Below are 24,550 nucleotides of genomic sequence, written 5' to 3'. Positions count from 1 at the left end.
TTGGCATCAGCGCATCAGAAACCGCGGTTCTTCACATACTCGTCGCGATACTCGCCCAGGTAGTCGGGCACGGTGATGTCCCACCAGCCGGTGGGGTGCATGTTGCTCCAGGGGCGCTCGATCGAGCAGATCGCCTCGATCACGTAGGGCTGATTGGACGCGAGTGCGCGGTCCACTGCGGCGCCGATCTGCAGCGGGTCGGTCACCCGCTCGGCGGCGGCGCCCAGCGACTTGGCGAAATCGGCAATGTTGGCCGACCAGGACGCGCCGTCCGGAGTGCGGAAATCGGTGATGATTTCGCGGTCCTCGCCGAACATGTTCAGTTGCAGGTTGCGGATCGCGCCCCAGCCACCGTTGTTGATGATCAGGAAAATCGCCGGTACGCCCATCATCACCGCCGTCGCCAGCTCCTGGCCGGTCTGCAGGAACGCGCCGTCCCCGCAAATGGCAACCACCGGCTGATTCGGCGCGCCCATCTTCGCGCCAATGGCGGCTGGCAGCGCAAACCCGATCCCGGAGAAACCACCCGGCGTGATGTGCTGCTTGGGGCCATACACCGGGAACTCGTTGAACACCTGGTTCTGCGGGTTGCTGGAGTCGGTCACGACAATGGTGTTGCGCGGCAGGATCTTGCGCGCTTCGAACAACACCTGGGACACCGTCATCGGCGACTGATTGCAGGTACGCAGCGGCGCCAGGTGTTCCTCCCACTTGGCCTTCAGGTGCTGCAGGCGCTGGAACATCGGCGAGGTGCTGTAGTCACGCGCCGCCCCGTTGTCACGCAATGCGGCCAGCAGCGCCTGCAGGATCGGCCCGGCGTCGCCGACAATGCCGACTTCCACCGGGTAGTTCTTGCCCAGCTCGAAGCCATCGATATCGATCTGGATCAGTTGGGTCTTGTTCGGAATATCGAAGGTCACGCCGGGCCGGTAGGAGGACGTGATTCGATCACTGAAGCGGCAACCGACGGCGAGGATCACATCGGCCTCGCGGGTCATCGCATTGCCGGGGATCGAGCCGAGGTCGCCGCACGGCCAGGCATACAGCGGATGGTCCTCGGGGATCGAGCCTTTGCCCATGAACGAGGTGGTCACCGCGGCGCCCAGGTGTTCGGCGATGGCGACCAGGTCGTCACTGGCGTTCGCGGCGATCACGCCGCCGCCCGCCATGATCACCGGACGTTCCGCCGACATCAGCAGGTGCACGGCACGCGCGATGTCGGCCGGGTCGCCGTGCAGGCGGCCGTGGCCACGGTGCGTCTGCGGCGCTGGCAACTCGATTTCCGCACATTCGGCCTGCAAGTCCTGCGGCAGGTTGATCAAGGTAGGGCCACGGCGCCCTTCGAGCATCACGTTGAATGCTTGGGTCATGACCCCGGGCAACTGCGCCACCGTGCCCGGTTGCCACCAGCGCTTCACCACGGGTTCCGCCATGCGCGGGAAGTTATCGCCGTGGGGACGGTCGAGTTCCTGCAGCACGCCTTTGCCCAGCATGTAGGTGTGCACACCGCCACTGATCACCAGTTGCGGCAGCGAGTCGGCGAACGCAGTGGCGATCCCCGTCAGGGTATTGGTCGCCCCCGGACCAATGGAGGCGCAGACAGCCGCGATTTGCCCGCTGGAGCGGTAGAAGCCGTCAGCCATGTGTGACGCACCTTGCTCGTGCATGGCCGGCACCAGGGTGATCTCATCCTTGCGGTCGACAAAGGCGTCCAGCAGCGCGGTATTGCCATGCCCCGGGATCCCGAAGACATAGGGCACTTTCTCGCGGATAAGGTACTCGACCACGATTTGCCCACCGGTCATTTTTTTTGTTTTCGTATCAGTCATGCTGCGCTCCTGCTATGGCGTAAAGAGAGAGTGTCGCGGCCTGTTGTTCATCAGGCCGCCGGATAGAGGTGATGCCGAATTCCGTCGCGAGAATATGTTCCGCAGCCCGCAGCGCCTGGGCGGCGATGGTCAAGGCCGGGTTGACCGCGGCGGACGACGGCATGAATGACGCATCGATCACGAACAGGTTCGCGTGGTCATGGCTGCGGCAATAGATGTCCAGGGCCGAGGTCGTCGGGTCGCGACCAAATCGCACGGTGCCGCACTGGTGAGAGGTGGAGTGCTTGAGCAACGGCTTGGTCAATACGATCGGGTAACCGCTGGCACGCAGCAGCGCCACCATCTTCTTGATGAAACGACGGTGGGGGCGCAGGTTGTTGCGGCGGATCGCCATCTGGATCTGGCCGTCCTTGATCAGGATGCGGCTGTCGGGGTCCGGCAGGTCTTCCGAGAAGGCAATCCAGTCCATGCTGTGCTTGGCCATGGTGGCGCCGACCACCTTGGGCATGAACGGCACATTGGCCGAGAGCATCCCGCCCTGGAGTTTGCCGAGCATCTGCGCATGGCCCAGTGGGAAGGGATAATCCGGCGCGCCGAAGTAGAACTCGTTCATCGACACGGTTTTCTGGAACACCGTGTCGTTGGGGCGCAGCGACAACCCCATCAATGCGGTCTGGTTGTGTGCCATGTAGTAACGGCCAACTACGTCCGAGCTGTTCGCGACGCCATTCGGCGCGGCTTCGCACGCCGACCGCAGCAGCAAGGCCGCACTGTTGACGGCGCCACAGGAGACCACGATGAGCCGGGCGGTCAGTACTTCAGTCTGGCCGTCACTTTCCACCACGACCCCGGTCACTTGCTTGCCGTCCTGGCTGAGCAGCAACCGCTTGACCAAGGTGTTGGTACGCAGGGTCACATTGCCCGTTGCCAGCGCAGGCTGCACCAGTGCGGTCTCTGCCTCCATTTTTGCCGAAATCCGGCAAGGAAAGCCGTCGCAGGTCTTGCACAGGGTGCAGTGGCCGTCAGCCGAATAATCGACCGCCAACGGCATCGCCGAGGTGCGCGCGCCCGCCGCCCGCATGCCCTTGCACATGTGCTCGACGATAGGCGCCGACGCCACCGCAGGGTACGGATACGGCTTGCTGCGCCACGGCGCCGACGGATCGTCGCGGTCGTCACCGTGCACTTTGAAAATCTGCTCGGCCTGGGTGTAATACGGTTCGAACTCGGCGTAACTGACCGGCCACGCCGGCGACACGCCCTCCTCGTGCTGCAGCACCTCGAAATCCCGCTCGCGGTAGCGGATCATCGAGCCGCCGTAGAACTTGGTACAGCCGCCGACGTTGTAGTAGATGCTCGGGCGAAACGGCTTGCCTTGGGCATCCAGCCAGGTGTCGTGGGCGGTGTATTTCTTGTCGAAGAACACCGAGGCCACGCGCCAGTTGTCGGCTTCCTTCGGCACCCAGTCGCCACGCTCGAGCATCAGCACGTTCACCCCGTGTTCGGCCAGGCGGCGGGCGGTCATGGCGCCGCCGACACCGCTGCCGATCACAATGACTTCAGGAGTGGCTTGCATTTAAATCTTCGCCTCACTGTTGTTGGCGGCTGCGGGTGCAGCCGGATGGCCCGCCGAGGCGCCGGGTTTGACCCGCATCAACAGCGGGCCGAAGATCGCGATCAGGCTCATGAGCACCAGCGGCATGTAGAACAGCGCGCCGATGCCGTAGGTGCTCACCAGGTACGAATAGACCGCCGGGCCACCGAGCATGCCGCCAAACCCGATGCCGTTGACGATGCCGACATTGCGGCCCGAGTTGGCCGGGTCCTTGCGCCCCGCCGCCGACAGCATGAGCGGCGCGATACAGGCGAGCCCGAGCCCCAGCAGGGCAAAGCCGGCCATGCCCATCACCGGGGCGTGGCTCAGGGTTGCCAGGAAGATGCCGACAATCGAGATGGCGCCGCAGCAGAACACCATCGCCGCCGCACCGATACGCTCGGCCAGCCAGTCACCGGTCATGCGCGCGATAAACCCAGCGCCGGTAAAGAAGCTGATGGCCAGGCCGGCGGTCGAGATGGTCATGCCGGTCTCGCGCACCAGGAACTCCTGGCCCCAGTCGCTGACCGAGCTTTCACTGATCATCCCGGCAATCAGCAGCGCGCCGAAAGCCACCATCAACATCAGCACTTTCCAGTTACGCGCGGTGGGCGCGGCGGCGCTGCGGGTCGGTTCGTGGTTGACCGGCAGCAGCTCGTCCTTGCCGAGCATGAACTGGCTGGTCAGCAGGCTCAGCAGCGCCAGCGAAACGCCGGCCACCGTGAAGGGAATAATCGCGCTGTCGGAAGAAAAGCCGGCGAGGTAGCTGGCCAGGATTCCAAACAGAAAGCCGCCCAACGAAAAGTACGCATGAAACGCCGACATGATGGAGCGTTGATAGAACCGTTCGACCTGCACACCGTGCGCATTCAGGGCGGTATCGACCGACCCGCGCAAGGCGCCCAACAGGCATCCGAACATCAGCGCGAAGGTGTATTGCGAGGCGAACCCCAGGGCGATGAGCGAGAGTGGATAGGCCAGCAAGGTGGTGCGGATCACGGTCCGTGGGCCGAAACGGTCGACGAAATACCCGACGATGAATGCACCGAAGGTGCCGCCGATGGCAATCCCCAGGGCGACCATGCCGAAGTTCAGGTCGCCGAGGCTTCCCTCCATGCCTAAATGGTTTCGAAACGCGCTCACCCCGACCGACCAGGTGTAAAACAGCGCCCCCATGATCATGAAGCCCGCGAACGTGGCCATTCGCGCTTTCTTGATTCTGGGCGTAACCAGGGAGTTGTCGCGTTTGCTCGATAACATGGATCACCTGTCGAGGGGCTGAGGCCCCTTCGTTATTGGAATTAATGGCCGCTGGCCATCAGTATTTAGACAGTGATGTTGCAAGGTGCCCCACGTGGAAGGTCGCTCTTGATGGCTGACATGCACGCGCTCATAGACTGCCGGCGAGCAGGCCACGTGGACGTTTCGAGTATCGAGAGATCGGGCGCGCGGCTCAATTTCGCAGATGGCTGTGGTGTGACGCAGACCGACGCACATGTGCAGCAGCGACAGTCCGGCAAGTGCGTGCTGGACGCTCGGTTGCAGACTATCTAGCATGCTCGGCATGCAGCTCACGCCTGATCCGCTGCCCGAAAAAAAACTAAAAAAGCCGCTTGCGAGGAGATCCACGCCCCCATGTCAGTTGTAATCGCCCCCTCCCATGGAGAGCGCCATCAAGTGCGCAATGACCTGCAAGGCAACGTGCAGAGAAACCTCGCCACGCTGGTGGAGTCGTGCCGGTCAGTCGCTGACATGTGCCGCAAGATCGATGTGAACCGCCAGCAGTTCAACAAGTACCTGGCCGGCCAGCATGTGCCGTCGCAGAAGATCCTGCAGAAAATCGCGCGGTATTTCATGATGGAAGCCGAGGACCTGTTTCGTCCCCCGGCCGACTTCAAGCAGTTCTACGAAGGGTTTGAAAACGAGCTGCCGATCGGGCTGCGTGCCTCCGCGCAGTTCAATCATTTCCTGCCACTGGCCAAGGCTTCGGCGCACGCGCTGGACGACTACCTGGGCGTGTATTACCGCTACCACAACTCGTCGATCTATAAAGGCCGGATCCTGCGCTCGGTGACGTGCCTCTACCGCGCGGACACGATGGTGCAGTACGTGACCGTCGAGCGCTTCCCATTGCAGGATGGCAGCGGCAAGACCGGCTACTCGTTCACCTATCACGGTTTCTGCCTGTTGCTGGGCGACCGGTTGTTCATGGTGGATTTCGAGGGCAAGCAGCGCAACGAAATCACTTTCTCGATCCTCACGCCGCAGCACCGGCGGCCCATACGCTTTCTGCACGGGCTGGTCACCGGGGTGGCGTCATCGTCCTATCGCCAGCCCTTCTCCACCCGGCTGACGTTGAACTATGTGGAAAAAGGCCTGATTCGCAAACGGCACCTGCGCGCGGCAACAGTGCTGCTGCCCGACGACCTGTCACTGCCGGTGGAGGTGCGCGAGTACATGACGGGAGACAATGCGGCGATTGTCTGGGGTGGGCAGGACTAAAAGCAACGCCGCCCTGCTGCCCATTGCGAGCAGCAGGGCGTGACTCAAGCGGTGGTCTTGTAGCGACGGATGCGGATATCCGCCTGCTCCTTGTGGCCGGCAAACCCTTCCATCGCGCAGAGTCGCGAGCAGTATTCGCCCACCAGCACCGAGGCCTCATCCGTCAGCACGCGCTGGTACGTACAGGTCTTGATGAACTTGCCCACCCACAACCCGCCGGTGTACCGCGCAGCTTTGGTGGTCGGCAGGGTGTGGTTGGTGCCAATGACTTTATCGCCATACGAGACGTTGGTGCGCTCCCCGAGGAACAGCGCGCCGTAATTGGTCATGTGCTCGAGGAAATACAACGGATCACGGGTCATGACCTGGACATGCTCGGAGGCGATGCGATCGGCCTCCTCCACCAGTTCTTCAACACTGTCACAGAGGATGATTTCACCGTAGTCACGCCAGGCGATGGCAGCCACCCCGGCCGTCGGCAGGACCGCCAGTTGGCGCTCGATCTCGGCTGGAATCGCCTCGGCGAGTGCACGGCAGTTGGTCAGGAACACCGCCGGAGAGTTCACGCCATGCTCTGCTTGCCCCAGCAGGTCGGCGACCACCAGTTCTGCATCGGAGGTTTCGTCAGCGATAACCAGGGTTTCGGTGGGGCCGGCGATCAGGTCGATACCGATCTTGCCGTACAACTGGCGCTTGGCTTCTGCCACATACGCGTTACCGGGGCCCACGACCATGTCGACCGGCGCAAACGTGTCGGTGCCCAAGGCAAGCGCGGCAATGGCCTGCACCCCGCCGAGGCAGTAGATCTCGTCAGCGCCCGCCAGGTGCATCGCCGTGACGATGGCCGGATGCGGGCGGCCATCGAACGGCGGCGCCACGGCCACCACGCGCTTGACGCCGGCGACCTTGGCAGTCAACACGCTCATATGCGCCGACGCCAACAGCGGGTATTTGCCGCCGGGGATATAGCAGCCCACCGAGTTCACAGGAATGTTCTTGTGCCCCAGGATCACGCCCGGCAGAGTCTCGACCTCGACATCCACCAGCGCAGCCTTTTGCACCTGCGCAAAGCGGCGCACCTGCTCCTGGGCAAAGGTGATATCGCCGATCTCTTGCGCCGAGAGGCTGGCGACGCAGGCGGCAATTTCCTCATCGGTCAGACGAAAGCTGAGCGGGTCCCACTGATCGAACTGCCGGGAATACTCACGGACGGCGGCATCCCCCTGGCGACCGACGTTGGCAATGATGTCAGCCACCACATCGCGAACCTGGCTCGCGATCTCGGCCTGTGCAGCCACCGGTTTGGCAGTCTTGAGGTATTGAATCATGTCTTGCTCCAGTTTAAGTACGCGTCGTCAGCCAAGCCTCGAAGCACGGGCGTGCTCGACAGATACCTGGCAACTGGAGTCGATTTTCCGGGCTGCACGGCCCTGTCCACAATTTCGCACTGACGACCCAGGTGACGCACGATGACGCACGGCGCCCACGGCAACAGGCGCGCCTGGGGATGACCGCCTCGCACAGTCCGGCAGGTAGCAATTGATAACATTCCGCTGTCGGAAAATTGGAATCAAACCTCACGGTGACTCACTCACGCTACGAGCCCAGTCGATAAAACCCGCGCTGGGTGACTCTGCCTGAACCAGACCGCGAGATAACACTGCATGAGCCTATCAGCGACCGTCACCCAGCCGACTGTCACGCCAGCACGCCCTCTTCCGCCAACAACCGCCATCCCCCCTCTCCCGGCAGCCGGCACCGGCAACGCGGCACACACCGCCGATCAAGCCCCGGACGCCCGCCCCGAAGCCAAGGGCGACAAAGCCCTCGCGCTGTTATTTGCCACGGCCGCGCAGACCATCGCCCGGAACGGGCCTTCATTTGACGGTACGGACACTATCAACGGCATACCGCCGCAATCGACATTCGGCCAGTGGTGGGGCCACCTGCACAAACTGCTTGAAAACCCCCAGTTCGTGGAATGGGCGAGCGCCAAACATATTGATCTGTCCAAGCCGCTGTCGATCAGTTCCTTCGGCCATCTCACCGCGACTGCCAGTGGCCGTCGCGAGACGTTCAGGGCCGCGGATAAAGACCCGTTATGGGACACGCTCGTTGCCCCCGTGCTGCGCGCGGCAGGCGTTGTGGCGGCAGGCAACAACCCCTTGATCGTCACCCCCGGCAGTCACTCATCCGCGCCTCTGTTTGTCGTGGCGAATTTCTATGGAGAAGACGCCAATGGCAATGCGGCGCGAGCCAATGAGTTGGCGCAGACCCAAGTGTTCCGGAAAAACGCGGCTAACGATCCAGACAGTCAAATGGCACCTGCAGCCGACCTGGGCATACTTGACGACGAAAAAACTGCGCGAGGTGATCTCGCCGATATGCATGGGTTGTCCGCCAAATTGACGCACCTGGTGAACAGTGGGTTTCGCCAGGTCGAAGAGGCCTTGAAGAACACCACGATGGCGGTGGATCCCGACTCGTCGTTCAGCCAGCAGAGACAATTGGGTGACACCACGGCGCCGACCCTCGAGCAGTTTATGCTTGCGAACAATTGGATCCTGCCAAAAACCGTGGCAGAACTCGAGAACGTCAGGAACGTCATCAGCAGCGCACCGCTGCCGGTCTCGAAACTCGGCAGCCTCGGCGGAGCCTTGTCCTGGCCCGTGCCGCTGGAGAATTACGAACAAAAAACCGTCTACAGCCACTTCAACTACAACCTTAACCTGCCGACCCTGAGCAACGATGGGACGTCACGTCCGGATCGACGCGGTGCGCTGGGCTACCTGGCGAAAAACATGCAATTTTCCACCAGCGAATTGCGCAATCCTCTGCAAGTCATAGAAAAAATAGTCAATACGCCCAAGGCCCGCGAACTCGAATCCGCCCTGAAGGCCAAGATGGGCGACACCTGGAAAACCAGCACGCCCCATGACTGGGTCCTGACCGCCATTGCGACCACCCTGGACAAGGAAAGCCTGTTTCATCCAAAGCCAAACCATGTGGCGGGATACAACCTGGCAGACGACCGTTTCAGTGGAAAGCCCCTGGTGACGATCAAACAGGGCCTCGCCGACCATCTCGTCCAGCTCAACCGGGTATCGCCCGAGTTGGCACCCGTGGCCGCGCACCTGCTGCTGGCGCGGGCGGCGCCTGAGCTGCTGGTCCAGAACATTCCCAATGACGTGAGTTACGGCTCGACTGCCTGGGTCGCGTTCAAGGCCGCAGTGGCGCGCATTGAAACCTACAGCCCTGGCGCCACCGCAGATATGACCTTTGCCCAGGTGTTTGCGCAGGATGCCAAGGACCCGATTACCGATTTCGGCCAAGCCATACAGGAGGGGACATCCCGCCTGGCGTTGATCGAATGGGGGAAACTGCACGGTACGCTCCCGCCCCGGGAGGACGGCGACTATCCGCAAGCGCAGATCGATCAGACGAAAAAAGCATTCAAGGACAAAACGTCGACGCTGGAAACAACCCTCGGACACCTTGCCGCCAAGGTGCCGACCCAACGAGAGCTTGCCTTGGAGGCGCTGAAGAAAAAATTCGGTGTCGAATTGCCTTACGAACTCAAGTGTTTCCGGGATAACGGGCCTGCAGGGCGAGCCCACGGTGCTCATGCCTATCTCACCCCAATCAGATACTCATTGGTGGATTTCTATCTTTCAAATCCTGAGTCAAATGTCTTTTCACGCTGGATTTCCGAAGACCGCCGGTTCCCCACCAGCATGCTCACTCAACTGGCAGACCGACCCGACCCAATACTCGAGCATAAAAACAAGTTTACTGCCTACAAAAACAACCTCATCGGCGCACACGCCACCGTTATAAAAAACCAGATATCCAGGCTGCCTCTGGAAGATCGAAAAAATCTCGAGTTCGGGAAAATTCGAGTGTTCGTCGAAGGCCAAGTCAGTAAGACAACGGTGTTCACTCGCGCAGGCAGACAAGAAGATGAAGATCTCACGCCGGCGCAACCCATGGACAACCGCAGGCTGATTGTCCATACCCTGCGTGACGGCAACCCGGAATTCTATGAAATGTCATCGCAGAAAGGCCAAATAACCAAGCGCGACGACCTGAAAGAAAACTTCAAGGAAGGCCTTCAAGGCGAATGGGTCGAAACCCCCACTGATGTTGGCCAAGCCTGGGAAAGCTCGGCGATCCAAGAGCTGACCCCTTCGAAGGATCAAGCCGCCAGGCAAGCAGCCAGCCCATTACCCGTCACCATCCCGGCGTCCTTCACCAGCGCGCGCAGCAACTATATTGCCGAGCGGGTTTCCAGCCATTCCCTCCCCTCCTTCAGCTTCGATAAGCTGTTCGAGTTGACCAAGACAACCAGCACATTCGAGGACGAGGCGGCCAAGGACAAGGCCAGGCTCAAATTCATCACTGGCCTGGCACCCGGTGGATCCGCCGCCATGAACCTTGTCAACGGTGATTGGCTGGCCGCGCTTAGCGATGTGATATTCGATGGTGTCATGTACATGACAGGTGCGGCATTCGGCAAAGGCGCGGGGGCGCTGCGTGGGGCAGGACGAAGTGTGCCGGCCGGGGCTGCCCGCGGGGTTGGACGGGCCGGAGCGGCAAGCAGGCCATTTGGTCGCGGTGTACTGGGGAAGGCACCCGGCCTGCCAGCCAGCCAAGTGCCAAATGCCGCAACCGGAAAATTCCCCACTCTGCGCAAGTTGCAACAAAGCGGGATGAACAATGCGCAGTTCAATGAGTTCGTCAAAAGAGCGGATATTGCTGAAGGTACCTATAAAGTCGGCACGCGCACTGAACGGATCAAAACGACTGCCATACAGGATGAGAAAACCGGTGATTGGTTTCACTACGACGCTGCCAGGAACCGTGCCTACGGGGCAAAGATAGAGCACTTCGCCGCTCAGGCAAATGACCCGGTCTCGGCCACCGCTTCCGCGTCTGCGTCCCCGGGCAATAACTTCCAGAAAAGCCTGGCCAAAGACAAAGCCATTAAGCCGAATCACATGCAAGACCTCAAAATGATCGCCAACGAAGTGCATACCTATGTTGACAACTACAAGGGGCCGCAGCGTCTTAACATTGTGGCCCACGGGCATGGGCGCGACTTTGTTGACAAGTTGCTGAGACAAGGCACCCATGTGGTTATCGACCAAACGCAGTACTCCGCTAAAGAGTTGGTTGCGTTATTAAAAAGCAAGGGTGTTGACCCCTCGAGTTACGACAACATCAGGTTGTTGATTTGCCACTCCGGTGAGGGCGGAAGTCATTCGTTTGCTCGATTGCTACAGCAAGAGATCAAGCGCCCCGTCAAGGCTTTCGAGGGCACGGTGACCATGAACTATGGTTCCACCTATATGACCCAGAGGCGAAACGAGCTGGCAATCGGCCGTCAAGATAAGTTACCTGGCCTTTCTGCCGAAGGTGCCGAAAGATGGGCGAACGATAAGCTCAAAAATGACCTGATTAACAAGATCACCCCAAAAGTCACCAAAACGCATGGCGTGAAGCAAGAGTTTAATGTGGCAGGTTTAGGCGAAGAGCCACGCTACGTGACCAAGACAATTTCCTACAAGCCGGTGTATTTCCAATAGGGCCGGCCGCTCACTCGGGCGATTCATCACCCGCTGCTATGCCCGGTCCCGGCATACTCGGCGGGTTTGGCGTCGATCAATCTGGTGCCACTCGACTTCCAATGGGCATCACAGGCCTATTCGCCCAGCCGCTGTGGGGCCACCTATTTAGCGCTTCCATGCGCACGCTGCACGGAACACCGAAATCTACCCCCCAGAAAATCCTGAGTTGCACCGCACGCAATAGTGTTTTGTCATCAAGCCCATTGATAGCACCCTAACGAAACCCCCATGCTAGAGGGCTAATCTCGCGCTTATATCATTCCGAATGATAGTTACCTTTGCTTCATTCGATTCGTGACATAGCACAGCGCCGCGCATGATCCGCCCATCTCAAATACATTGGCGGATGCACCTCATGGAACAGTCACTCAAACATTTGCGCTTTCCCCTGGCGATTTTGGCCGTGGTGGTGATGAGCGCATGCGGCAAGACCCCGGAACAAGCGGCCGCCATGCCACCTGCAAAAGTCAGCGTGGCGAAGGTGCTGGAGCAACCGGTCAACGAGTGGGACGAATTCACCGGTCGCCTGGAAGCACCGGAAACCGTGCAGATTCGTCCACGCGTCTCGGGCCAGATCGATCAGGTGGCCTTCATCGAAGGCGCCCTGGTGAAGAAGGGCGACCTGCTGTTCCAGATCGACCCGCGTCCGTTCCAGGCTGAAGTGCGCCGCCTCGAAGCCCAGCTGGCACAAACCAAAGCCGCCGCCTCGCGCAGCGACAATGAAGCCCAGCGCGGCGAACGCCTGCGCCAGAGCAATGCGATCTCCGCCGAACTGGCCGACTCGCGCACCACCGCCGCCCAGGAAGCGCGCGCCGCCGTCGCCGGGATCCAGGCGCAGTTGGACCTGGCCAAGCTGAACCTGAGCTTCACCCGCGTGACCTCGCCGATCAGCGGCCGCGTCAGCCGTGCCGAAATCACCGCCGGCAACCTGGTGACCGCCGACGTCACCGCGCTCACCAGCGTGGTCTCCACCGACAAGGTCTATGCCTACTTCGACGCCGATGAGCGCGTATTCCTCAAGTACACCGAGCTGGCTCGCCAAGGCCGTCGTGGTGCTACCACCCCTGTCTACCTGGGCCTGTCCAACGAAACCGGCAACCCGCACCTGGGCCAGATGAACTTCGTCGACAACCAGGTCAACCCGGCCACCGGCACCATCCGGGGTCGCGCCGTGTTCGACAACAGCAAGGGCGAATACACCCCTGGCCTGTATGCGCGCCTGAAACTGGTCGGCAGCGGCACCTACTCCGCCGTGCTGATCAACGACGAGGCCGTGGGCACTGACCTGGGCAAGAAGTTCGTGCTGGTGATGGACGGCGACAAGCCGGCGTATCGCTCGGTGGAACTGGGGCCGAAGATCGAAGGTTTGCGCATCGTACGCAGCGGCCTGAACAAGGACGACACCATTATCGTCAAGGGCCTGCAGCGCGTGCGCCCTGGGTCGCCGGTCGCTCCGGAAACCATCCCGATGGCCAGCAAGGAAACCCTCGCGGCCTTGGCACAACAACGACAAGCGCTTGAAGCCAGCAACCTGGAGCAAGTGGCGCCGGAAAAAACCGCGCCCAAGCTCGCAGCCGTTGCGACTCCACGCGGTTAAGGGATACGACTCAAGATGAATTTTTCCAAGTTCTTCATTTCGCGGCCGATCTTCGCAGCGGTGCTCTCGCTGTTGATCCTGATCGCCGGCGCGATCTCGCTGTTCCAATTGCCGATCAGCGAATACCCCGAAGTCGTGCCGCCGACCGTGGTGGTGCGCGCCAACTTCCCGGGCGCCAACCCCAAAGTCATCGGTGAAACCGTGGCCGCTCCGCTCGAGCAAGCCATCACCGGCGTCGAGAACATGCTGTACATGTCCTCGCAGTCGACCGCCGACGGCAAGCTGACCCTGACCATCACCTTCGCCCTGGGCACCGACCTGGACAACGCGCAGGTGCAGGTACAGAACCGGGTGACGCGGACCCAGCCGAAACTGCCTGAGGAAGTGACGCGCATCGGTATCACCGTGGACAAGGCCTCTCCCGACCTGACCATGGTGGTGCACATCACCTCCCCGGACCAACGCTACAACATGCTCTACCTGTCCAACTACGCCATCCTCAATATCAAGGATGAGTTGGCACGCCTGGGCGGCGTGGGCGATGTGCAGTTGTTCGGCATGGGCGATTACTCCCTGCGTGTGTGGCTGGACCCGAACAAGACCGCTTCGCGCAATCTGACCGCTACCGATGTGGTGACGGCCATTCGTGAACAGAACCGCCAGGTGGCCGCCGGTGCATTGGGCGCGCAGCCTGCACCGAATGACACCAGCTTCCAACTCTCGGTCAACACCCAGGGCCGCCTGGTCACTGAGGAAGAGTTCGAGAATATCGTCATCCGTGCCGGCGCCAACGGCGAAATCACCCGCCTCAAAGACATTGCGCGGGTGGAGTTGGGCTCCAGCCAATACGCCCTGCGCTCGTTGATCGATAACCAGCCGGCCGTGGCGATTCCGATCTTCCAGCGCCCTGGCTCCAACGCCATCGACATCTCCAATGAAGTGCGGGCGAAGATGGCGGAGCTCAAGCAGAGCTTCCCGGAAGGCATGGATTACCGCATCGCCTATGACCCGACCGTCTTCGTGCGCGGCTCCATCGAGGCAGTGGTCCACACCTTGTTCGAAGCACTGATCCTGGTGGTGCTGGTGGTGATCCTGTTCCTGCAGACCTGGCGCGCCTCGATCATTCCATTGGTGGCGGTGCCGGTATCGTTGATCGGTACGTTTGCGGTGATGCACCTGTTCGGCTTCTCACTCAACGCCCTGTCACTGTTCGGCCTGGTATTGGCCATCGGCATCGTGGTGGACGACGCCATCGTGGTGGTGGAGAACGTCGAGCGGAACATCGAATTGGGACTCGAACCGTTCCCGGCCACTGAAAAGGCCATGAGCGAAGTGACCGGCCCGATCATCGCCACCGCGTTGGTACTGTGTGCGGTGTTCGTTCCAGCGGCCTTCATCAGCGGCTTGACCGGACAGTTCTATAAGCAGTTCGCCTTGACCATTGCGATCTCGACGGTGATTTCGGCGTTCAACTCGCTGACCCTGTCGCCCGCGCTGGCAGCCGTGTTGCTTAAAGGTCACGACGCACCGAAGGATCGCTTCTCCAAGTTCCTCGACAAGTTGCTCGGCGGCTGGTTGTTCAAACCGTTCAACCGCTTCTTCGACAAAGCCAGCCATGGTTACGTCGGCACCGTGCGCCGGGTGATTCGCGGCAGCGGCATTGCGCTGTTCCTGTACGCCGGCCTGATGGTGCTGACCTGGTTGGGCTTCGCCCACACGCCGACCGGTTTCGTTCCGGCCCAGGACAAGCAATACCTGGTGGCCTTCGCGCAATTGCCGGACGCCGCGAGCCTGGACCGTACCGAAGACGTGATCAAGCGCATGTCTGACATCGCCATGAAACAGCCCGGTGTGGAAAGCGCTATCGCCTTCCCCGGCCTGTCGATCAACGGTTTCACCAACAGCCCGAACAACGGCATCGTGTTCGTGACCTTGAAGCCATTCGAGGAGCGTAAAGACCCGAGCCTGTCCGCAGGTGCGATTGCCGGTGCACTGAACGGCAAGTACAGCAGCATCGAAGAAGCCTACATGGCGATCTTCCCGCCGCCGCCGGTACAGGGCCTGGGGACGATTGGCGGCTTCCGCCTGCAGGTCGAAGACCGTGGCAACCTGGGTTATGACGAGCTGTACAAAGAAGTGCAGAACATCATCACCAAAAGCCGTGGCGTACCTGAGTTGTTCGGCCTGTTCACCAGCTACACGGTCAACGTGCCCCAGGTCGATGCTGCCATCGACCGTGAAAAGGCCAAGACCCACGGCGTGGCGATCAGCGACATCTTCGACACCCTGCAGATCTACCTGGGTTCGTTGTATGCGAACGACTTCAACCGCTTCGGCCGTACTTACCAGGTCAACGTGCAGGCTGAGCAGCAGTTCCGCCAGGATGAAGACCAGATCGGCCAGCTGAAAGTGCGTAACAACAAAGGCGAGATGATCCCGCTGGCGACCTTTATCAAGGTCAGCGACACCTCGGGCCCGGACCGCGTGATGCACTACAACGGCTTCATCACCGCAGAAATCAACGGCAACGCCGCACCGGGCTACAGCTCCGGCCAGGCCCAGGCGGCGATTGAGAAACTGTTGAAGGATGAACTGCCCAACGGCATGACCTACGAGTGGACCGACCTGACGTATCAGCAAATCCTCTCGGGCAACACCGCGCTGTTCGTGTTCCCGCTCTGCGTACTGCTGGCGTTCCTGGTACTGGCCGCCCAATACGAAAGCTGGAGCCTGCCATTGGCGGTGATCCTGATTGTACCGATGACGCTGCTGTCGGCCATCACCGGGGTGATTATCTCGGGCGGCGACAACAACATCTTCACCCAGATCGGCCTGATCGTACTGGTGGGCCTGGCGTGTAAGAACGCGATTCTGATCGTCGAGTTTGCCAAGGATAAACAAGCCGAGGGTCTCGACCCACTGGCGGCGGTACTCGAAGCATGCCGTCTGCGTCTGCGGCCGATCCTGATGACCTCGTTCGCCTTCATCATGGGTGTAGTGCCCCTGGTGTTGTCCAGCGGTGCCGGTGCCGAGATGCGTCATGCCATGGGTGTGGCGGTGTTCTCCGGGATGATCGGGGTGACCTTCTTCGGTCTGTTGCTGACGCCAGTGTTCTACGTACTGATCCGACGTTATGTGGAGCGCCAGGACGCGCGCAAAGCGGCCAAGGCCTTGAAGCTGGAGACACAGCAATGAGCGTGAAAATATTCCTGCCGAGCCTCCTGGTACTGGCGCTTGCCGCCTGTGCCGTGGGCCCGGACTACAATACCCAGACCCCGGAGGCGGCCAATATCACCGCCGCCGTGGACGCCAAGAACTACGACCACGCCAAGTTCGAAGGCATCTGGTGGCAGCAATTCGAGGACCCGACCCTCAACCAGTTGGTGACTCAGTCGCTGCAAGGTAACCGTGACCTGCGCGTCGCCTTTGCCCGCCTGCGTGCTGCCCGTGCGATTCGCGATGACGCCAGCAACGACGCCATGCCGGTAATTACCAGCCGCGCCAGCAGTGACCTGGGCAAAGGGCAGATCCCTGGCCAGACCACCAAGCGCGTCAACAGCGAGCGTTACGACCTGGGCCTGGACATGGCCTGGGAACTGGACCTGTTCGGTCGAATCCAGCGCAACCTGGAAGCCACCGACGCCGACCAGCAGGCTGCCGAAGCCGACCTGTACCAACTGCAAGTCACCATGATTGCCGAACTGGTGGACGCCTACGGTCAACTGCGCGGCGCACAATTGCGTGAACGCATTGCCCTGGACAACCTCAAGAACCAGCAGGATTCGCGCACCATCACCGTCAGCCTGCGTGATGCCGGGGTCGGCGACCAACTCGACGTCGAGCGTGCCGACGCACGCCTCGCGGCGGTGGAAGCCAGCGTGCCGCAACTGCAGGCCGAACAAGTGCGCGAGCGCAACCGCATCGCCACCCTCCTCGGCCAGCGCCCCGACAAGCTGACCGTCGACCTGAGCCCCAAAGACCTGCCGGCGATTGCCAAGGCGTTGCCGATCGGCGACCCGGGGCAACTGCTGCAACGGCGCCCGGACATCCTCAGCGCCGAACGCAAACTGGCCGCCGCCACCGCGCGTATCGGCGTGGCCAAGGCCGACCTGTTCCCACGGGTCAGCCTCAGCGGTTTCCTCGGCTTTACCGCCGGGCGGGGTTCGCAGATCGGCTCATCGGCCGCCAACGCCTGGGCCCTTGGCCCGAGCATCACCTGGGCCGCATTTGACCTGGGCAGCGTGCGCGCACGTTTGCGCGGTGCCGATGCACAGGCCGATGGCGCCCTGGCGACCTACGAGCAGCAAGTCCTGCTCGCACTGGAAGAGTCCGAAAACGCCTTCAGCGATTACGGCAAACGCCAGCAACGCCTGGTCTCGCTGATCCGTCAAAGCGAATCCAGCCGCGCCGCCGCCGACCTCGCGGCAATCCGCTACCGCGAAGGCACCGTGGACTTCCTGGTACTGCTCGACGCACAACGTGAACGCCTGGCCGCCGAAGACTCCCAGGCCCAGGCCGAAGTAGACCTGTATCGCGGGATTGTGGCGATCTACAAGGCGTTGGGCGGCGGCTGGCAGCCGGATACGGTGGTAGCAACCGCCAAGTAATTCAAGCGCTCCTTTGGTTGGTCGCATCCAGCCAATTTTTAGCCCCGTGGTCCATTCGGTCACGGGGCTTTTTTTTGTTTGGAGGGTCCTAAAATGTTGAAAGTTATCTCTGTAAGACAAGCAAGTAGTTCTTCGTAGGAAACATCCTAACATCGTACTGTGCCTGACAATCAGAATTAATTTTTTTGTAGCAGCGGCTATTCCCTCTAGTACGAAGGCACTGAGACGTAAAAAACCATGGAATGGCTATTTGCGTAATGCTCGCAAAATGATCTTTACTCCAGAGGCGCTGATTGATTCAGCAATTCCGAGGCGCTTCTCTCGTCAATGAGTAGCTGCGCATAGCTCTAGAGAGATCGGAATGTGGGATTAGTCAGTTACTGCTAAATCCAAAGCAGTTATTACTCACAAACCCAAAGCGAGAATACAAAATGAAAAACGATGAAGTGATCGAATCTGCAGTTGAAACAGACATTGTTTTTGCCGTGACCAATGAAAGTGAAGATATATCTTTCTTCTTAGATTCGGCAGATGATGAATTGATGCTTCAAGCCGTTTTTAGCCGTTGTTAACAGCACGCTAGGAAGCTCGAAAAAAGGTCATTCATTAGTTTGACCTTTTTTCAAAGAACGATAGCAACTCATCAATGAGGATTATCCATTTGCTAAACAAAAATATAATTTTTCTTGATGAAATTGATGCCGACGAAACAGCACTATTTCAAGAAAAATATCTGATGAATGAAACGCCAGTCATTCTAAAAGGAATGGGTAAGGATTGGCCTGCAATTAAACGGTGGTCTGCCGACTTCTTCAGAAACACTTACGGGCATGTTGAGGTTCCTGTCTGCCACTACAAGACAAAAAAGCAAGAACTTTATAAGAATCAACGTAAAATGCTTCTAAACGTCTATTTAAACTTAGCAGAAGGAAATTACCTTTCAGATGAAGTCAATGACCCACCCTACCTGGGAGGATGGATCTATCACACAGAGTTCCCTGAACTCTTAGATGATATAGATATGACGCTCCCCTGTTTCCCTGACAACTGGCTATACAAACTGCCTTCTTCGATTTCAATACCGCCGACGAATTTACTTATAGGCTACCAACAGGTATCAAGCCCTCTCCACACAGATTCTTTTTTTGTGAACTCTGTGTTAACCATGATTGTGGGCGAAAAAAAAGCACGTTTGGTGTCACCCTCTCACACATTTGCAGTTTCGAATGGACAAGACTTATTTAATCCTGACATTGCTAATAACGTATTGGAGCAAGGGGCCGAAATTTTCGAAGGTACGATATTGGCAGGTGATGCCATTTATATACCCCCGGGATGGTGGCATAACGTAATCAATTGCGGGTTCACTATCGCCGTTCAAAACTTACATGTAGACACCTGTAGATTTCTGCTCTTCGAACAGCAAATGCGTGCGCTCGTGCTACCCATGTTAAGAAAAATTGATGATCTAGGAACGGCCGCCAGGCAAGAATTGCTTAGCGCAAAAACAACAATGCCTTCCCTGCTATCCCATAAGATTGGCGGCTTTATTGAGCATGAAAAAAAATACATTTTACTCCTTAAAAAATCCGCCAAAAAATCTCAAGAACACTTAAAAATCTACTGCATGCAAAACTCTAACACCGAACAACAAGAGCATCCATTAATCGGTGATTAAAAGCGCACAAATCAAATGCTATTGCACTGTTCTAAGCAGCCTACCCTTTAATAAAATTAGCACAAAACAACTCGACCCATAAAAACATCACCCTCTAATTTTTTACAAAACTTCCATCAGGGTGTCAGGAGGCTATATGGCGGAGCATCATAAATTGATTAGAATTGCTGTGGATGCACCTCCTGGACCATTAAGATCTCCTCGCAACTATGGAGCTCTGCAATTAGCGAGTTTGGGAGCGCTTCCTCCACGCTCACCGCTGTCTGTACCACTCCCAAACGTAAGTGTGGAAGGCGGCTGTGACATAAGTATTGAGGATGATGGGTATACGTACATTCTTTCCCCCAAAGCCAGTGGAAACTTCAGCCTGCGTGATATTTCAGGGGCGGATTATTTGAATGGGCTTAATTATCTAGCCAACCATGATTTGATTGTTCGTCATCTAATCTTACGCAATGCGAATTTAGCGTTAACACGAGATGGAAGTGCGATTATTAGATTTCAAAATAAAGTCCCGGCTTTTGAAGGGTTGCTATCATCTCCCGCATGGATACCATTTCGTACTGATAAATGGCCAGGAGCACGACAAATCTCTGAAATTGCTCCTAATCGCTGGGAAGCTTTTTGCCCTTACAACACTCTTCCCACTATTCTTGTAGAAGTTGTGCGCAATCCTGAAGAAAATATCACTCTTTACGAAAAAGGAATTATTAATCAAACTGCAGATACCGCCACCCCATTTAACTCAAGCACAGCCAATGGACTGCGTATTATTAAGAAAACATCTCTAAGAAGTATTCTTGTATTTTCAGGCGAGCTTATTGAAAGCGACAAGAATTCACTTCGCAAAGAAATTAGAGATATTTTAAAAGAAATCAACTGTGCAGAACATGTAGGTTGGGCAAAAGTTTCTGCACCATCTGATGATCCGTTGCCATTGAAAAATTTGGTACATCTGGATTGGTCGCCTATAGCGTCGAGAAGTGGCCTTACTCTAGCATTCTCCGATTATTATCCCAACGCCATAGTAGCGTGGTCTATTGCGACAATCCTTCATAAAAATGGCATACCCTGCACGCCCGTATCTGATAGCTATTCAAATCCTAAAGTCAAAGCTTCTATGCGACTGATGATCGTATCCGGCCCCACCAATGACGCTTGGGGCAGATATGCATCGCTAATATTATGCCCAGCTTGGAGAAATGCGCCACACCTCCAAAAACTATATATTGATATATTAAACTCCCCCATATTTAGTAATGCGCGCCAACAACTGCTTGATGACCTGTTAGACGACTTGTGTCCAAGCGTGACAATTGGTGCCATCCCGAGCATATGTCTTAGCAATATCAATCATAAAAACTGATACGCCCATTATAGTTAATAAGCCGAGGCGAACCGCTCTATGAATATTATAAATACAAAAGTAGACATACATATCCCACCACCGAATAGCTCAAACAAAGTATGCCAAGACATAATTAAAACCTTTGGCTTATCTGAAGACGGGTGGTGGGAGTCGTTATCAAATCTAGAAATCCCACGAAACGGAATTACCCTGATAACAGGGGCAAGTGGGGTAGGTAAAAGCCTGCTATTGAAAGATATTTCTCGACAGTTCTCAGCCATAAAACAAACACCAAGCCATGTTGATAAAGAGAAGTCGATAGCGGAAATTATACCTTACGACGATGCCGGCGAAGTTATCCGCTATCTTTCAAAATTCGGATTGGGAGAACCGCGCATCCTTATAGTTCCTTATTCTCACCTTTCTGATGGGCAAAAAGAGCGCTTTCTTATTGCGTCAGCCTTACTCCACGGAATGGGGCCTCTAGTCCTTGACGAGTTTACTACACGACTCGATAGACGCACTGCTCAAATAGTCGCTATAAACTTAGGAAAAATTCTTCGCACCAGCAGACAAAGTGCATTTATCGCGACTTGCCATGAAGATATTGTCGACTATTTAAAACCTGATGTTCATATTGAGCTTTGCACGGATGGAAAACACCGCATTTCAAGTAGAAAAACAAAAAGTACGAACATATTAGAAAGTTTAGAAATAACAATCAAGAAAGGCACTATAGACGACTATAAAAAACTTTCACGCTATCATTATGAAAATGACAATCCGAATGACATCGATATTTTAGCGCCGTTAGTTGACCATGTTGTGGCTGCTTACGCTAAAGGAGTGTTGGTCGGCGTTAATTTGTGTATTCGGCCGTGGCCAAAAGCCTTTGAAGTATTTCCTGAGTTCTCAGAGATCAATAAAAAAATCTTACAATCATTTCGAGTTATTGTACATCCACAATATCGTGGCATTGGATTGACTAAAGCATTAGATATCATTCCTGACTCAGATACGAAAACGCTATTATCTTGGTCTGCATTTTCTATATATTACTCTTTTCCTGTTCTCGCAGGCTATCAGCGGGTGAATAGCCCGTTTGAAATAATGAGCCACGCGGAGATTTTGCTTCAAGCTTTCGTTGAACCACGACAAAAAAACAAAAGGAAATCGCTCCACCTCCTCAAAGAGTGCAGTCAACTCTGGCAACACCTGACAAATAATGAGAGGACATTATTGAAGACACTACTCGTCGATGCCGCGAGTGAAAAAAGTTTGCGTCTGACTGTATTTCAAAGAAAAGTGTCTGGCTTGGATACCTCCACTGAATCAATAAATCTTATCAAATCTATTTTTCTAAAGCTGTACTCCAAATCCAGTAGAGACGTTCTACCTATGCTATTGGCTGAAACCGTTTATAGACCAATGGCTATGTTTGTGAAACATATAAACGATATGCATATGACAAAGGATTCTTCCAATGCTAAAAAATAACAGCCATTGGATATTACGTAGTGACATTGTCATTCTCAGTGATGAGGATCAAGTGAAACTTATCACAGAGAATGGTATAAAAATCATCAAACCCCATAACCCCGATATTGTGAAACTGCTTCACTTGCTTAGTACAACAGGCGTGATGTTCGAGTTTGATAATGAGCCACAAAAAAGTCTTCTTCGAAGATTGAAAGACGCTAATCTCATTCATGCTGCCCCGCCCTCCGGAACGACTCCACTACAAACGATACATTGGCTTTGGAATGAAGCTGTCGCACCCAATCAAGACGTGAGTCAACGGCTAAAAAACTCCTCAACAGTAATTGTTGGATGCGGCGGTACTGGATCATTAATTGCACAAAGCCTCGCAGGCTCCGGTGTTGGTTCTTTTACCTTGATTGATTTCGACAAAGTGAACTCGAGCAATCTTAATCGTCAATTTGTTTTTAGCGCACGCGATATCGGACAATACAAGGCGGATATACTTGCAAAGCGATTGATAGAGAATCAAAAAGTCGTCGAAGCCAAACCCGTAATAGCCGAGATAACTTCCAGTCGCCAGCTAGCAAAGTTAGCCAAAGGGGCGGATTTAATAATTTGTTGCGCTGACGAACCCAAAGGCGCCATTCAAAATTACGTAGCTAACGCAGCAATAAAATCAGTCACACCAGCACTGTTTGGTGCCGTTGGTATTAGCAACGGTATAATTGGGCCGCTCCTTAAAGATAGTTCCTCATTTGCAGCCTATCTAAACTGGATTAGAGAGGTACGCCGCGCGTGTAAAAAAATAATCGTTCCTGCACGGTTTCCGTCCAATGGAATAACAAATTCGATTATTGCTAACCTCATCGCTTGGGAAGCTTTTCAGCATTTGGCAAAAACCGGTCCCTCAAAGACAGAGTCATGCATTTTAAACTTTGACTTCAAAACTTTTGAGCTTACCAAAAAACAGGAGTTTAAATGAAAACCAACCTGTTTAAGTCATTAAAAAATAAGAACGACAACCTATATTATACCCTATCGATATTCATGAATCTGGATGTTCAAAGAAGTTTGTTCGTGCTTTACCTGCTGCAGCTAGGTATCACACAAGGAGAGATAGGCATCCTTCAATCTTTTTTATTCTTTTCTTGCGTAGCCCTAGAAATTCCCTCTGGTTTACTTGCAGATAGATACGGTCGAAAGCTTTCTCTTGTCATCGGTTTTTTAGGGCTATCGATCAGCGGCGTTGGCTTTTTGCTATTTTCCTCTTTCATCCCTTTCGCAATCATTTTTTGCTTATTCGGCGCCAGTATTGCTATGGCCTCCGGTTCAGACAGAGCATTATTGTATGATAACTTATTAGCCGAGCATCGAACTGAATACTACCCTAAAATATTATCACGCGCCCGCGCTATTGGTGCAATTTCACTAGGCTTCTCTATGCTTCTTGGTGGTGTATTACAAGACAATTGGTCTTGGGACATTGTTTATATTTCCTTTGCAGCCTCAAAGCTTATTGGAGCTTTTGTTGTGACATTAATACCTGAAATGACGCCCCCACCAACGCCACTAAACCACGACAAAAAAAGCAGCATCGACAACGATAACGCAAAACCTATTTTTACTTCACTAATAATTTTTTTCCGCTCTAAAAGAGGCGCCTTTCTTATACCTTTATTTATTGGATATGCTTTATTCGAGCTTTCGACCGTCCCTTTGTTTATCTATGGCCAGCCATTTTTCTCTATACAGGGTTTGGAGGTTTCATTAATCGCTGGCATTTATGCTGCAGTAGAAGCGATATCGGCAGTGATGTTCATCGCTGCTGGTTTTATTTGCTCTAGATTCTCTCTCGGCATCATTGCTTTCACTACCACAGCCATTGTTGCGCCCCTTCTTTTTATTCTATCATTAAACATCGGAGTCATTACCTCGACTATAAGCTTTTTACTAATTATGTCGATACCCGCCATATATGAAACCTCATATGAAACATATATTCACCAAAACATTGAGTCACACATACGAGCCTCTTGCATCTCTGCTGCAAATTTAGTTAACTCAGTTATCATTGGCATCTCCTATACTGCTTTCGGCGGATTATTAGAGGCTTACGGTTTTTCGCAAACTTTGATTATAGTTGCAGCCTGCTGTTTTATTGGTTTACTTTGTGCAAGCGTAACGTTGATACTAGGCGGACAACAAATATTTGAAAAAAACACGCCTGGATAGTTATGGACTCACTAAACATTCCGCATGCTCGCTGCGTAACACTATTCAAACTTC

Annotated in this window: 15 protein-coding genes; 11 read left to right on the top strand and 4 right to left on the bottom strand. The window is 55.7% G+C overall.

Annotated features, from left to right (window positions below):
- Window positions 1–14: 14 nt before the first annotated feature.
- Genes QMX97_RS02600 through QMX97_RS02590 form a run of 3 tightly spaced genes read right to left on the bottom strand, consistent with a single transcriptional unit; the run spans window position 15 to window position 4,626 of the window.
- Window positions 15–1,829 (bottom strand): thiamine pyrophosphate-binding protein, encoded by a 1,815-nt coding sequence (locus QMX97_RS02600; protein WP_282395858.1) that lies wholly within the window; start codon window positions 1,827–1,829, stop codon window positions 15–17.
- Complete coding sequence (locus QMX97_RS02595) at window positions 1,822–3,405, bottom strand: GMC family oxidoreductase (RefSeq protein WP_282395857.1); 1,584 nt, start codon at window positions 3,403–3,405, stop codon at window positions 1,822–1,824. The genes QMX97_RS02600 and QMX97_RS02595 overlap by 8 nt, the downstream gene beginning before the upstream one ends.
- A complete protein-coding gene (locus tag QMX97_RS02590) occupies window positions 3,406–4,626 on the bottom strand; it encodes an MFS transporter (protein ID WP_282395856.1) in 1,221 nt (406 codons plus the stop codon). It lies immediately after the preceding gene.
- 432 nt (window positions 4,627–5,058) lie between these two features.
- On the opposite strand from QMX97_RS02590, the gene QMX97_RS02585 reads away from it, so the two are divergent.
- A complete protein-coding gene (locus QMX97_RS02585; protein WP_282395855.1) occupies window positions 5,059–5,925 on the top strand; it encodes a helix-turn-helix transcriptional regulator in 867 nt (288 codons plus the stop codon).
- 44 nt (window positions 5,926–5,969) lie between these two features.
- Here QMX97_RS02585 and hisD read toward each other — a convergent pair whose 3' ends face one another.
- On the bottom strand, window positions 5,970–7,253 hold the full coding sequence (gene hisD / locus QMX97_RS02580; protein ID WP_065905032.1) for a histidinol dehydrogenase: 1,284 nt from the start codon (window positions 7,251–7,253) through the stop codon (window positions 5,970–5,972).
- 336 nt (window positions 7,254–7,589) lie between these two features.
- On the opposite strand from hisD, the gene QMX97_RS02575 reads away from it, so the two are divergent.
- The 10 genes from QMX97_RS02575 to QMX97_RS02530 all read left to right on the top strand — a co-directional run bounded on the left by QMX97_RS02575 (window position 7,590) and on the right by QMX97_RS02530 (window position 24,496).
- Window positions 7,590–11,510: a hypothetical protein gene (locus tag QMX97_RS02575; RefSeq protein WP_282395853.1), complete on the top strand. Its 3,921-nt coding sequence runs from the start codon at window positions 7,590–7,592 to the stop codon at window positions 11,508–11,510.
- A 397-nt stretch (window positions 11,511–11,907) separates the two neighbouring features.
- Window positions 11,908–13,149, top strand: coding sequence for a multidrug efflux RND transporter periplasmic adaptor subunit MexE (gene mexE / locus QMX97_RS02570; RefSeq protein ID WP_282395852.1), 1,242 nt, complete (start codon window positions 11,908–11,910; stop codon window positions 13,147–13,149).
- Window positions 13,150–13,164: 15 nt separating this feature from the next.
- The gene (locus QMX97_RS02565) at window positions 13,165–16,344 is read left to right on the top strand and encodes an efflux RND transporter permease subunit (protein ID WP_120448513.1); all 3,180 of its coding nucleotides are present in this window, start codon (window positions 13,165–13,167) and stop codon (window positions 16,342–16,344) included.
- Entirely contained in the window at window positions 16,341–17,756 is a 1,416-nt protein-coding gene (locus QMX97_RS02560; protein WP_282395851.1) for a TolC family protein, read from the top strand. Before QMX97_RS02565 ends, QMX97_RS02560 begins: the two co-directional genes overlap by 4 nt.
- Before the next feature lie 431 nt (window positions 17,757–18,187).
- Window positions 18,188–18,328, top strand: coding sequence for a hypothetical protein (locus QMX97_RS02555; RefSeq protein ID WP_282395850.1), 141 nt, complete (start codon window positions 18,188–18,190; stop codon window positions 18,326–18,328).
- Between the two features lie 89 nt (window positions 18,329–18,417).
- Window positions 18,418–19,434 carry a cupin-like domain-containing protein gene (locus QMX97_RS02550; protein WP_282395849.1) on the top strand — a complete coding sequence of 339 codons (1,017 nt, stop codon included), beginning with the start codon at window positions 18,418–18,420 and terminating at the stop codon, window positions 19,432–19,434.
- Between the two features lie 136 nt (window positions 19,435–19,570).
- A complete protein-coding gene (locus QMX97_RS02545) occupies window positions 19,571–20,800 on the top strand; it encodes a hypothetical protein (RefSeq protein ID WP_282395848.1) in 1,230 nt (409 codons plus the stop codon).
- Window positions 20,801–20,839: 39 nt separating this feature from the next.
- Entirely contained in the window at window positions 20,840–22,279 is a 1,440-nt protein-coding gene (locus QMX97_RS02540) for a hypothetical protein (protein ID WP_282395847.1), read from the top strand.
- Window positions 22,266–23,246 (top strand): ThiF family adenylyltransferase, encoded by a 981-nt coding sequence (locus QMX97_RS02535; protein WP_282395845.1) that lies wholly within the window; start codon window positions 22,266–22,268, stop codon window positions 23,244–23,246. Before QMX97_RS02540 ends, QMX97_RS02535 begins: the two co-directional genes overlap by 14 nt.
- Entirely contained in the window at window positions 23,243–24,496 is a 1,254-nt protein-coding gene (locus QMX97_RS02530) for an MFS transporter (protein ID WP_282395844.1), read from the top strand. Before QMX97_RS02535 ends, QMX97_RS02530 begins: the two co-directional genes overlap by 4 nt.
- The last annotated feature ends 54 nt before the right edge of the window (window positions 24,497–24,550 follow it).

Source organism: Pseudomonas sp. PS01298 (genome assembly GCF_029959745.1).
In the GTDB taxonomy this organism is placed as follows: domain Bacteria; phylum Pseudomonadota; class Gammaproteobacteria; order Pseudomonadales; family Pseudomonadaceae; genus Aquipseudomonas; species Aquipseudomonas aylmerensis.
This window is presented reverse-complemented; position numbering and strand designations above follow the sequence as displayed.

Coding starts and splice junctions, on each gene's coding strand:
- QMX97_RS02600 (WP_282395858.1), bottom strand. CDS start 1,829: ATGACTGATACGAAAACAAAAAAAATGACCGGTGGGCAAATCGTGGTC.
- QMX97_RS02595 (WP_282395857.1), bottom strand. CDS start 3,405: ATGCAAGCCACTCCTGAAGTCATTGTGATCGGCAGCGGTGTCGGCGGC.
- QMX97_RS02590 (WP_282395856.1), bottom strand. CDS start 4,626: ATGGCCACGTTCGCGGGCTTCATGATCATGGGGGCGCTGTTTTACACC.
- QMX97_RS02585 (WP_282395855.1), top strand. CDS start 5,059: ATGTCAGTTGTAATCGCCCCCTCCCATGGAGAGCGCCATCAAGTGCGC.
- hisD (WP_065905032.1), bottom strand. CDS start 7,253: ATGATTCAATACCTCAAGACTGCCAAACCGGTGGCTGCACAGGCCGAG.
- QMX97_RS02575 (WP_282395853.1), top strand. CDS start 7,590: ATGAGCCTATCAGCGACCGTCACCCAGCCGACTGTCACGCCAGCACGC.
- mexE (WP_282395852.1), top strand. CDS start 11,908: ATGGAACAGTCACTCAAACATTTGCGCTTTCCCCTGGCGATTTTGGCC.
- QMX97_RS02565 (WP_120448513.1), top strand. CDS start 13,165: ATGAATTTTTCCAAGTTCTTCATTTCGCGGCCGATCTTCGCAGCGGTG.
- QMX97_RS02560 (WP_282395851.1), top strand. CDS start 16,341: ATGAGCGTGAAAATATTCCTGCCGAGCCTCCTGGTACTGGCGCTTGCC.
- QMX97_RS02555 (WP_282395850.1), top strand. CDS start 18,188: ATGAAAAACGATGAAGTGATCGAATCTGCAGTTGAAACAGACATTGTT.
- QMX97_RS02545 (WP_282395848.1), top strand. CDS start 19,571: ATGGCGGAGCATCATAAATTGATTAGAATTGCTGTGGATGCACCTCCT.
- QMX97_RS02540 (WP_282395847.1), top strand. CDS start 20,840: ATGAATATTATAAATACAAAAGTAGACATACATATCCCACCACCGAAT.
- QMX97_RS02535 (WP_282395845.1), top strand. CDS start 22,266: ATGCTAAAAAATAACAGCCATTGGATATTACGTAGTGACATTGTCATT.
- QMX97_RS02530 (WP_282395844.1), top strand. CDS start 23,243: ATGAAAACCAACCTGTTTAAGTCATTAAAAAATAAGAACGACAACCTA.